This is a genomic window from Aquipuribacter sp. SD81 (assembly GCF_037153975.1).
In the GTDB taxonomy this organism is placed as follows: Bacteria; Actinomycetota; Actinomycetes; order Actinomycetales; family JBBAYJ01; genus Aquipuribacter.
Genome location: NZ_JBBAYJ010000044.1, coordinates 1 through 11,068, shown reverse-complemented (window position 1 = coordinate 11,068; position 11,068 = coordinate 1). Strand labels below are relative to the sequence as shown.

The window sequence follows — 11,068 nt, the reverse complement described above, 5'->3', positions numbered from 1 at the left end:
CGCCGGGGCCGCGGTGCCGGTGCGCGGGTCGCCCCGCTCCTCGGCGGCGTCGGCGCAGCGCAGCGGCCGCGGCGACGCGCCGGCGCCGCGCAGCGGTCGCTGCGCGACGCTCACGCGTCCGGCTGCCCGACGGCCGGGACGACGGCCGGGAGCCCGTCGGCCGGGAGTCCGTCGGTCGGGATGACGACGCCCTCCCGCAGCAGCCGGCGCACGAGGTCGACCGCGTCCTCCGGGGGCAGCCCGGGCAGCGCGTACACCGCCACGTCCTCTCCCGTGAGCAGCCGCAGGAGCGCCTCGCGGGCGCGCGCCGGCACCCCGACCCGTCGGTCGGCGAGCACGAGCTCGACGCGCTCGCCGCCGTCCCGGAGCACGTGGGCCAGCCCGGGCCGGGTGCGGACGACGGTGTCGGGGCCGACGCCCCGGACCGCGGCGGCCTGCGCGAGCGGCGCCAGCGGCGCGGGCCGGTTGCCGGCGAGCGCGCCCGGGGTCAGCCGTTCGGCGACCGTCCCCGCCCGCACGTCGCCCAGCCCCTCGACGAGGGCGGCCACCGTGGCCTGCAGGTGGGGGGCGAGCGAGTCGGCGTCGGTGACGTCGACGCCGAGCGGGAGGGTCTCCCGCAGCGCCGGGTCGTCGAGGACGAGGCGGGCGAGCTGCTCGACGAGCGCGGCCCGGGTCCGGACGTGCACCCCGACGGTCAGGTGGGCCGACACCTCGCCGAGCGCGGTCGCGGCGTGCAGCCAGCCGCGGGGGAGGTACAGCGCGTCACCGGGCCGGAGGACGGCCTCGAGGTACGGCTCCTCGGCCGCGCGCGCGGCCACGGCGTCGCGGTGGTCGGTCCACGGGTCGTCGCGCAGCGGGTCGGTGACGACGGGGGCGTGCAGGCGCCAGCGCTTCTCGCCGGCCACCTGCAGCACGAAGACGTCGTGCACGTCGTAGTGCGAGGCGAACCCCTGGTTCTGCGGCGGGGTGACGTACGCGTTCACCTGGACGGGGTGGCCGAGGTCCGTCGCGAGCCCAGCGGCGAAGCGGGCGATGGGCGCGTGCGTGCGGTGCAGCGCCTGCAGCACGACGGTCGCGCCGTCGGCGAAGTGCTCGGCGACCCTGTCGTCGCGCACCTGGTCGGTGATGGTGGCGCCCACACCGCCGCCGCCGGTCCAGCGCCGCTCGGGCACGACCTGGCCGTCCTTGGCCAGGCGCAGGAACGGGGTGCGCAGGCCCTGCTGCGACAGCAGCGCGTCGGCGTCGTCCAGGTCGAGCAGGTCGGTGAAGTCCCGGGGCAGGTCCGCCGCGGTGCTGAGCGAGGGCACCCGCGCCCACACCCGCTCGGCGAACTCGGCCGTCGGGACGGCGGTGCAGCGGGCGAGAGCCGGACGGTCCTGGAGGACCGCCCGGCGCCCGCCGTCGGTGGTCGTGGTCAGCGGTCCGCGCCGCTGTCGAGCGGGCCGTGGGCGCCGCCGTCGGCCCCGCCGTCCGCGCCGCCGTCCGCGCCGCCGTCGTGCTCACCGGGGACGCCCCCGGCGCCGGAGTCGGCCGGGCCGTGGGCGCCGCCGTCGGCGCCGCCGTCCGCGCCGCCGTCGCCGGTGCTGGTCGTCATCTCGTCGTCGAGCGCCATGGTTCCTCCTGGATCAGCCGTGTGCGGTGCTGTGGCGGACCGGCACGAGCCGGCCCACGGCGAGCATGGACCGGCGCCGCCCGGCCCGCGAGACGAGGCGGGCGCGCCGGGGCGAGCGGTCCCGGTGGCGCGCTCAGACCGCGAGGTTCTCCACGCGGGGAAGCTCGCCGTCGACCCGGTCCGGCAGCAGCCGTCGCAGGGCCGTGTGCACGGACTCCGGCGTGAGGACGCCGAGGTAGCGGTCGCCGTCGAGCACCGGCAGCCAGCCGGCGTCGTGCTGCACGATCTCGCTGAAACCGGTCTTGAGGCTGTCGCGCACGTCGACGGTCTCGTCGAAGCGGCGGCGCACCTCACCGACCGTCGCCCCCCGCCGCAGGCCGTCCTGCGACACCCAGCCGCGCAGGTCGTCGCCGTCGAGCACGACGGCGTAGTCGAGGTCGGACGCCTCGAGCAGGCGGAGCACCTCGTCGGTGCTGTCGCCGACCTGCACGACGGGAGGGTGCACGAGGTCCTCGTCGCGGATCGGGGTGACGGCGAGGCGCCGCAGCCCGCGGTCCGCGCCGACGAAGTCCGCGACGAAGTCGGAGGCGGGTGCACCGAGCACGACCGCGGGCGCGTCGAACTGCTCGAGGTGCCCGCCGACGCTCAGCACCGCGACCCGGTCGGCGATCCGGACCGCCTCGTCGATGTCGTGCGTGACGAGCAGCACCGTGGTGCCCAGGCGCTGCTGGAGCCGCCGGAACTCGATCTGCAGCCGGTCGCGCACCAGCGGGTCGACGGCGCCGAACGGCTCGTCCATGAGCAGCACGGGCGGGTCGACCGCGAGCGCGCGTGCGACGCCGACCCGTTGCCGCTGCCCGCCGGACAGCTCGTGCGGGTAGCGGGGGCCGTGGCGCTCGGCGTCGAGGCCCACGAGGCCGAGCAGCTCGTCGACGCGCGTACGGGTCCGCTGCTTGTCCCAGCCGACCAGGCGCGGCACGGTCGACACGTTGTCGCGCACCGTGCGGTGGGGGAACAGCCCGCCGGACTGGATGACGTAGCCGATGCCGCGGCGCATGGTCGGCCCGTCGGCGTGGATGACGTCGGTGCCGTCGACCTCGATCGACCCGCCGCTCGGCTCGATGAGCCGGTTGACCATGCGGAGGATCGTCGACTTGCCGCAGCCGGACGGCCCGACGAGCGCGACGAGCTCCCCGCGCCGCACGTCGAGGTCGAGCGCCTCGACCGCGACCGTGCCGTCGGCGTACTCCTTGCGGACACCGCGGAGCCGGATCATGACGTCGGCCTGGTCGGGCGCCGGCGCGGCGTCGCCGGTAGCGTCGCGGAGGTGCCGGTCACCCTGGTCGCTCACCCGATGAGCGTCGCCGAGTCGTGCCTGCAGCGCAACGCGTGGATCTGCCCCGAGTACGTGCGGACCCGCCAGGACCTGCTGCTCGACGCGCTGGGCAACCACGTGTACGTGACGGTCGCCGCGGTGGCGCTCGGCTTCGTCGTCGCCATGCCGCTCGCCCTGCTCGCCCGCCGCTCGCGGCTGCTGGAGGGTCTCGTGGTCGGGGCGGCGACGATCCTCTACACGATCCCGTCGCTCGCCCTGTTCATCCTCCTGCTGGGGGTCACGGGGCTCAGCCAGACGACGGTGATCATCGGCCTCGCGATCTACAGCCTCGCGATCCTGCTGCGGAACATCCTCACCGGGCTGCAGGAGGTGCCGGCCGACGCGGTCGACGCCGCCGACGGGATGGGGCTGACCCCGCTGCGACGGCTGTGGTCGGTCGAGCTCCCGCTCGCCGTGCCGACGATCGTCGCGGGCATCCGCATCGCCACGGTGTCGACGGTCGCGCTCGCCACGGTCGGGTCGCTGATCGGCTACGGCGCGCTCGGCAACTTCATCTTCCAGGGCCTGTCGAGCAGCTTCCGCGCCGAGGTGCTCACCGCGACGGTCCTCGTCGTCGCGCTCGCCCTCGTGCTGGACGGCCTGCTGCTGCTCGCGCAGAAGCTGCTGACGCCGTGGAGCCGGGGGAGGGCGGCCGCATGAGCGACAGCGTCCTCGGCCGGACGGTCGCGTGGTTCCTCGACCCCGCCAACTACGGCGGTCCGGGCGGTATCGACACCCGCGTGTGGGAGCACGTGTGGGTCTCGCTCGTGTCCGTGCTCGTCGCCACGGCCGTCGCGCTGCCGGTCGCGCTGTGGCTCGGCCACATCGGCCGGGGCGGTGCCTTCGCCACGGCGCTGGCCAACCTGGGGCGCGCGGTGCCGACGCTCGCGCTGCTCGTCATCCTCGTGATCGGGCCCTTCAGCGTGGGACAGGCGACGCTCGTGTCCGTCATCGCGCTCACGGTGTTCGCGATCCCGCCCATCCTCACCAACACGTACGCGGGCATGCGCGCGGTCGACCCCGACCTCGTGGAGTCCGCGCGCGGCATGGGCCTCACGGGGCGGCAGGTGCTGTTCCGGGTCGAGCTGCCGCTCGCCGTCCCGCTGCTCGTCGCCGGGCTGCGCATCGCCACCGCCCAGGTGGTGGCGACGCTCGCCGTCGCCGCCTTCATCGCCGGGCCCGGGCTGGGCCGGCTCATCCGCAGCGGCCTGCAGAACCAGGACAGCGCGGAGGCGACGGGCGGGGCGGTCCTCGTCGCGCTGCTCGCGGTCCTCGCCGAGGTCGGCTTCCAGCTCCTCGGCCGCCGGCTGGCGCCGGCCCGCGACAGCCGCCAGGTCGGGGAGGCCGAGGTCGACGAGGCGGCGGAGACGCCCGAGCGTCAGCAGGTGCCGGTCGGCTGAGCGGACGGCCCCGCCGCATCGTCACCGATCCGTGACCGGCGCGGGGCGGAACCAGGGATGCAACCGTCGGGGGCCTGGGTTAGACATTCCTGGCCGCGCCTGTGCGGCTGCACTGCCGGCCACGCGGGGCCCGACCGGGACCCCGGGACACAGAAGGCGAGCCACCCCATGATCCGAACCACCCGTCGTGCCCTGCTGCCCGTCGCGGCCCTGGCCGCCCTCGCCCTGGCCGCGTGCGGCTCCGGCGACCCGCTCGCCGAGGGCGGCGACGCCGCCAGCCCGGGCGGCGCCGAGTCCAGCGCAGGCGGCGGTGACGCCGCAGGCGGCTCCGTCGTCGTCGGCGGCGCGAACTTCACCGAGATGAACATCATGGAGGCGATGTACGCCGCCCTGCTCGAGGACGCCGGCTACGAGGTCGAGATCGTCGCGAGCGACTCCCGCGAGATCTACGGCGACGCGCTCGTCAACGGCCAGATCGACGTGGTGCCGGAGTACGCGGCCACGATGGCGGAGTACCTCAACCGCGAGGTCAACGGCCCCGACGCGGAGGTCGTCGCGACGAACGACGCGCAGACCACGGTCGAGGCCATGCGGCCGCTGGCCGAGGAGCTGGGGCTCGTCGTGCTCGAGCCGGCGGCGGCCTCCAGCCAGAACGGCTACGCGATCCAGGAGTCCGTGGCGACGGAGAACGACATCACGACGCTGTCGGACTACGCCGCCTTCCAGCCGGAGATCGTCCTCGCCGCCACCGAGGAGTGCCCGACGCGGCCCTTCTGCGAGCCCGGGCTCGAGGAGACGTACGGCTTCGACGTCACCGAGGTCCTGCCGCTCGGCTTCGGCAGCCCGCAGGCGAAGGCCGCCGTCGTCGACGGCACGGCCGACATGGCGCTGGTCGGCACGACCGACGCCACCCTGGCGGCCGACGGCCTCGTGCTGCTCGAGGACGACCAGAGCCTGCAGCTGGCCGACAACCTCGTGCCGGTCGTGAACGCCGAGTCCGCCGAGGACCAGACGCTCGTCGACACGCTCAACTCCCTCGCCGACGTCCTGGAGACCGAGGACCTCGCCGAGCTCAACCGCCGGGTCGACGCCGACCGCGAGCTGCCCGACGACGTGGCCCGCAGCTTCCTGGAGGAGGAGGGCCTGCTCGGCGGCTGAGCCGCAGCCCCACCCGACCGGGCCCGGCACCGCGCACGCGGTGCCGGGCCCGCGGCGTGGCGCTCCCTCGTAGCGGCGTCACCGCTGCCTACGATCGGTGACCGTGTCCGGGCGGCATCGCGCGTCTCCGCGTCGACGGTGGTGGCAGCTCGCGCTGCCTCGGAGCCGTCGGCCCCGCCCGGGAGCCGGCCGGGGTCTCGACCGGTCCGGCTCCCCCGCGCTGGTCCTGCTCACGGCCGCCGGCGTGTGCGGTGTCCTCGTCGGCTCCACGCTCGACCCGGTGGCCGGGACCGCGCTCATGGCCGCCGCCACCCTGCTGCCCGCCGGGGTCCTCGGTCACGCGCTGGGCCGGGCCCGGGCCGCGCTCGTGCGGGAGATGGCCCGCCGGCGCCGGACCGCGGCGGACCTCGCCGTCGCCGACCTCCGGCTGCGGGCGCTGTCGGACCGGGCGCGCGACCTCGCCGACCGGGAGGCCGACGGCGCCGCGGAGCTCGAGGCCACGCGCCGCAGGCTGCGGCGGGTGGGCGTCGAGCTCGCGACGTCCCGCGCGGTCCTGACGGCGACGCGCGAGGAGCTCACGCGGTCCCGTGCGGAGCGCGCCGCTGCGGTCGCGGCGCTCGACGGGACCCGTGCCGCGCTCGCCGTGGCGGACGCCGAGGCCGCCGCCGCGCGCCGCGAGACCGAGGCCGTGCGCGAGCAGGCCGCCGCCGCACGCCGCGAGACCGAGGCCGTGCGCGAGCAGGCCGCCGCGGCGCTCGCGGGGCTCACCACGGCGGCGGAGCGGTCCGCCGACCCCGGCGAGACGACCGCACCCCCGGCGTCGCGCGGGCAGCGCAGCGGCGCCAGCGTCGACCTGCGGGTGTTCGACGCCTTCCTCGAGGCCGGCCTCGGTCCCGAGGACGCGGCGCTCGACGCCCCCGTCCGTCGCGGCCGGCACGCCGCCGACCCGGCGCTCGGGCCCGAACCGGCCACCGCAGTCGACGCCACCTCCCACTCCGCCGAGGGCCGCGTGCCGTCCCGTCCGCGACGGCCGGGCGAGGCCCGCGACCGCCGCGACGTCGCGTGAGGGCGCCCGTGACCCGCTGTCCGCCGCGGGGTCGCCGTCCACGGGGGAGTGCCCGGCTCGGGTGAGGGAGGATCGGGGGGTGCAGGAGCAGCCCCCACTCGACCAGCCGCCCGCCGTCCCCCCGGCCGCGCCCGACGCGGTGCCGCCACGCGTCCCGCCTACGGGTGACGTCCTGCCGGGCGGCGCGCCGGGCCGCGAGCCCTTCGACCCCGTCGGGGTCCGCTGGTCGCGTGTGAGCCCGCGGCTCGTGTGGGTGCGGCTGGCGGGCGCGGGGGTGTTCCTGCTCGTGACGGTCGTGGTCGCGGGCGTCCTCGCGCTGCTCGCGGGGGACCCGCTCGGCTGGCTCGTCGCCCTGCCGGTCGTCCCCGGCGTGGTCGTCGCGGTCGTGGCGCTGCTCGTCGTGCCCCGGCAGGTCCGCGCGTGGGGGTACGCCGAGCGCGAGGAGGACCTGCTGGTCCGGCACGGCCTCATGTTCCGCGCACTGACCGTCGTGCCGTACGGGCGCATGCAGTACGTCGACGTGAGCGCGGGCCCGGTCGACCGGGCGCTCGGGCTCGCGACCGTCCGCCTGCACACGGCGAGCGCGTCGACCGACGCCACCATCCCCGGGCTGACGGCGGAGGCCGCCGCGCGCCTGCGCGACCGTCTCACGCAGGCCGGCCAGGCCCAGCTGGCGGGCCTGTGAGCGGACCGACGGCCCCGGGCCGGCCGGGCGAGCCGAACCGGCCGGACGAGCCGGGCCGGCCGGACCAGCCGGGCCGGCCGGTGCTCCGCCAGACCGACTGGCGGCGCCTGCACCCCGTCACCCCGCTGGTCAAGGGCTGGGTGGCGCTGGTCGCCGGTCTCGCGATCGTGGTGAACAACCTCTTCGAGGGGTTCGGGCCCAGCGACGTGACCGACCGCTTCGGTCGCGCCGGCGGCCTCGGCCTCCAGGTCGGCGGCGTCCTCGCCGTCGCCGTGCTCGTCGTCATCGGCAACGTCGTCGCGTGGAGCGTCGCGCGGTACAAGGTGGACGGCGAGGCCGTCCACCTCCACACGGGCGTGCTGAGCCGCAACCAGCGCCAGGCCCGTCTGGACCGGCTGCAGGCCGTCGACGTCGTGCAGCCCCTCATCGGCCGGCTCTTCGGGCTCGCCGAGGTGCGCATCGAGGTCGCGGGCGGCGCGGACTCCCAGGTGCGGCTGCAGTACCTCAAGGAGGCCGAGGCCCAGCGGCTGCGCAACGCCCTCCTCGCCGCGGCCGCGGGGGTGGACTACGAGACCGACGAGGCCCCCGAGGCGCCGGAGACCGACGTCGTCCAGGTGCCCGTCGGCAGGCTCGTCGCCGGCACGGCGCTGACGGGCACGAGCATCGTCCTCATCGTCGTCGCCGTCCTCGCGCTCGTCGGCGTGGTCGTCGCCCTCGTGCTGCCGCAGGTGCCGCTCACGGCCGTCGTCGCGCCGTTCGCCGCCATCGGTCCGGGGGCGCTGATCTTCCTCGTGTTCTCCACGGCCAACCAGTTCGCCAGGTCCTTCGGCTTCCGGGTCGCGGTGTCGCCCGACGGGCTGCGCGTGCGCGCCGGCCTCACCGAGACCCGGGCCGCCACCGTGCCGCCCGGGCGCGTGCAGGCGGTGCAGGTGAGCCAGTCGTGGCTGTGGCGCTCCTTCGACTGGTGGCACGTCAAGGTCAACATCGCCGGGTACGCGCAGTCCGCGGAGACCGCGTCCTCCAGCGCGGTCCTGCTGCCCGTCGGCACCCGCGACGACGTGCGGGCCCTGCTCGGCCTCGTCACGCCGGGCGCCGACACGAGCGGCTGGTCGGCCGTGGTCCGCGGCCTCGAGGGCTCCGGCCCGGACGGCGGCTTCACCACCGTGCCGCGTCGCGCGCGCTGGCTCGACCTGCTCGCGTGGCGCCGGATCGGCTACGCCGTCACCGACCAGGTCTTCCTCGCCCGGTCGGGCCTGCTCAACCGCGTGCTCGTCGTCGTGCCGCACGCCCGCACCCAGAGCCTCGGCCTCACCCAGGGCCCGCTGCAGCGCCGGTTCGGCGTCGCGACGCTCGCCCTGCACTCGACCCCGGGACCCGTCACGCCCCTCGTGCCGCACCTGGCGCCGGAGGAGGCGCAGCGGGCGCTGTGGGAGCAGGTCGAGCGCTCCCGCGCCGCCCGCGCGCTGGCCGGCCCCGAGCGCTGGATGCGCGGTCGCGGCTCAGCAGCGGGGGTTGGTCTCGCCCCGCACGACGAGCCCGTCCTCGTAGACGAGCGTGACGGCGGTGCCGTCGAGCCCGGGCGCGGCGAGGAACTGCGCGAGGTCGACCGGCGAGGAGCTGATGGCCGGCTGCCCTGAGCCGTCCCGCTCGCACGTCGTGAGGAAGAAGCGCGCCTCGGGGCTCACGCCCACCTCGTAGAAGCGCACCGTCTGGTTGCTGAAGCGGTCGCCCTCGTCGACGTAGACGTCCGTCCCCTCGCTCGCGAGGACGGCGTCGTCCAGCCCCGCGACCGTCAGGCGGTCGATCGACAGCACGGTGCCTCCGCCCGCGCTCGAGGTGCCCTCGACCAGGGCGACGTCGTAGCCGCGCTCCAGGCGCGGCAGCGCGGCGAGGTCGACCGACGGCTCCGGGGAGGCCTCCGCCGACGGTGCCGCGCTCGCCGACGGTGCGGCAGCGGCCGCCGACCCCGTCGACCCCACCGACGAGGCCGGCGACGCCGGCGACGGGGCCGCGGTGACCGTGACGGTCACCGGCGTCACGTCGGGGGCCGCGTCGCCGCACCCGGCGACGGCGAGCCCGGCAGGGACGGCGAGGACGAGGAGCAGCGCGAGCGGGGGGCGGGCGGGGTGTCGCGCGGCGGGGTCGGGGGTCGCACGCATGCGGGCATGCTGGCACGGCGCCGTAGGGTGCTGGCCCGTGGTGCGCGAGGCGGGACGGCTGGGCGTCGGCGTGGTCGGGGCCGGTCGCGTCGGGGCGGTGCTCGGCTCGGCCCTGCGCGCCACCGGGCACGCCGTGGTCGGTGCGTCCGGGGTGAGCGACGCCAGCCGGGAGCGCATCGAGCAGCTGCTGCCCGGCGTCCCGCGCCTGGACGTCGCAGAGGTGGTGCGACGGGCCGAGCTCGTGCTGCTCGCGGTGCCCGACGACGCGCTCGCGGACCTCGTCGCCGGGCTCGCCGCCACCGGCGCGTGGCAGGTCGGCCAGCTGGTCGTCCACACCGCGGGCCGCTTCGGCACCGCCGTCCTCGCCCCGGCCACGGCGGCCGGTGCGATCGGGCTGGCGGTCCACCCGGCGATGACGTTCACCGGCACGAGCCTCGACCTGTCCCGGCTGCCCGGCTGCAGCATGGCCGTCACCGCGCCCGCGGCCGTCCTGCCGGTCGCGCAGGCCCTCGTCATCGAGATGGGCGCGGAACCGGTCGTCGTGCCCGAGGCCGTCCGTCCGGCCTACCACGCGGCGCTCGCCCACGCGGCGAACCACCTCGTCACGGTCCTCGCGCAGGCACGCCAGGTGCTCCTCGACGCCGGGGTCGAGGCGCCGGCCGGCCTGCTCGGCCCGCTCGCGCAGGCGGCGCTCGACGGCGCGGTCCGCGGCGGCGACGAGGCGCTGACCGGACCGGTCCGCCGTGGTGACGCGGGCACGGTGGCCGAGCACGTCGCGGCGCTCGCCGCCGCGGACGCCGCCCGCCCCGGCGCCGAGCACGTCCTCCCGACGTACCGCGCGCTCGCCCGCGCCACCCTCGCGCGGGCGGTGGCGGGCGGCAGGCTCGCACCGGAGCCGGGCGAGGCCGTCGCGCGGGCGCTCGACGGGCCTGGGTAGCGTTCCGGGCGTGGTGAGCGCCGGCGGTCCCGTGGTGGTGCGCGACCGGGCCTCGCTGGCCGCGGTCCGCGACGGCCTGCCGGGCACCGTCGCCGTGGTCATGACGATGGGCGCGCTGCACGAGGGCCACCTCGCGCTCGTGCGCCGCGCGCGGCGCGAGGCCGACCACGTGCTCGTCACCGTGTTCGTCAACCCCCTGCAGTTCGGGGACGCCGGCGACCTCGCCGCCTACCCCCGCACCCTCGACGCCGACGTCGAGGCGTGTGCCCGCGAGGGCGTCGACGTCGTCTTCGCCCCGGACGCGCACGCCGTCTACCCGCACGGGGAGCCCTCGGTGCGCGTGGCCGCCGGGCCGCTCGGCGCCCGCTGGGAGGGAGCGAGCCGTCCCGGGCACTTCGACGGCGTCCTCACCGTCGTGACGGTCCTGCTGCACCTCGTCCGCCCGCACGTCGCCGTCTTCGGCCGCAAGGACCGCCAGCAGCTCGCCCTCGTGCGGCGCGCGGTCGGCGACCTCGCCCTCGACGTGCGCGTGGTCGCCGAGGACACGGTGCGCGAGCCGGACGGGCTCGCACTGTCCAGCCGCAACGTGCGCCTCGACGCCGCGGGACGCGCCGCGGCCGCCGCGCTGCCCGCCGCGGGCCGGGCCGCCCAGCAGGCCTCGGCCGCCGGCGCCGGC

General features: G+C 77.1%; 11 protein-coding genes. 8 read left to right on the top strand and 3 right to left on the bottom strand.

Going from position 1 to position 11,068, the window contains the following annotated elements; genetic code table 11:
• Positions 1-110: 110 nt before the first annotated feature.
• From WAA21_RS17305 to WAA21_RS17295, 3 genes are all read right to left on the bottom strand, one after another.
• Entirely contained in the window at positions 111-1,307 is a 1,197-nt protein-coding gene (locus WAA21_RS17305) for a cupin domain-containing protein (RefSeq protein WP_336924096.1), read from the bottom strand.
• Between the two features lie 107 nt (positions 1,308-1,414).
• Positions 1,415-1,612, bottom strand: coding sequence for a BatC protein (locus tag WAA21_RS17300; RefSeq protein ID WP_336924095.1), 198 nt, complete (start codon positions 1,610-1,612; stop codon positions 1,415-1,417).
• A 133-nt stretch (positions 1,613-1,745) separates the two neighbouring features.
• Positions 1,746-2,963: an ABC transporter ATP-binding protein gene (locus WAA21_RS17295; RefSeq protein ID WP_442893312.1), complete on the bottom strand. Its 1,218-nt coding sequence runs from the start codon at positions 2,961-2,963 to the stop codon at positions 1,746-1,748.
• Here WAA21_RS17295 and WAA21_RS17290 point away from each other — a divergent pair.
• The 8 genes from WAA21_RS17290 to panC form a co-directional block, all read left to right on the top strand.
• A complete protein-coding gene (locus WAA21_RS17290; RefSeq protein ID WP_336924094.1) occupies positions 2,940-3,647 on the top strand; it encodes an ABC transporter permease in 708 nt (235 codons plus the stop codon). The two genes, WAA21_RS17295 and WAA21_RS17290, sit on opposite strands and share 24 nt — an antisense overlap.
• Entirely contained in the window at positions 3,644-4,387 is a 744-nt protein-coding gene (locus WAA21_RS17285; RefSeq protein WP_336924093.1) for an ABC transporter permease, read from the top strand. The genes WAA21_RS17290 and WAA21_RS17285 overlap by 4 nt, the downstream gene beginning before the upstream one ends.
• 168 nt (positions 4,388-4,555) lie before the next feature.
• Complete coding sequence (locus WAA21_RS17280; RefSeq protein WP_336924092.1) at positions 4,556-5,545, top strand: ABC transporter substrate-binding protein; 990 nt, start codon at positions 4,556-4,558, stop codon at positions 5,543-5,545.
• A 280-nt stretch (positions 5,546-5,825) separates the two neighbouring features.
• Positions 5,826-6,611: a hypothetical protein gene (locus tag WAA21_RS17275; protein WP_336924091.1), complete on the top strand. Its 786-nt coding sequence runs from the start codon at positions 5,826-5,828 to the stop codon at positions 6,609-6,611.
• Between the two features lie 79 nt (positions 6,612-6,690).
• Positions 6,691-7,296 carry a PH domain-containing protein gene (locus tag WAA21_RS17270; RefSeq protein ID WP_336924090.1) on the top strand — a complete coding sequence of 202 codons (606 nt, stop codon included), beginning with the start codon at positions 6,691-6,693 and terminating at the stop codon, positions 7,294-7,296.
• Positions 7,293-8,933: a PH domain-containing protein gene (locus tag WAA21_RS17265; RefSeq protein ID WP_336924089.1), complete on the top strand. Its 1,641-nt coding sequence runs from the start codon at positions 7,293-7,295 to the stop codon at positions 8,931-8,933. The genes WAA21_RS17270 and WAA21_RS17265 overlap by 4 nt, the downstream gene beginning before the upstream one ends.
• Before the next feature lie 562 nt (positions 8,934-9,495).
• The gene (locus WAA21_RS17260; protein ID WP_336924098.1) at positions 9,496-10,392 is read left to right on the top strand and encodes a Rossmann-like and DUF2520 domain-containing protein; all 897 of its coding nucleotides are present in this window, start codon (positions 9,496-9,498) and stop codon (positions 10,390-10,392) included.
• Between the two features lie 10 nt (positions 10,393-10,402).
• On the top strand, positions 10,403-11,068 hold a 666-nt coding region (gene panC / locus WAA21_RS17255; protein WP_442893311.1), incomplete at its 3' end, for a pantoate--beta-alanine ligase.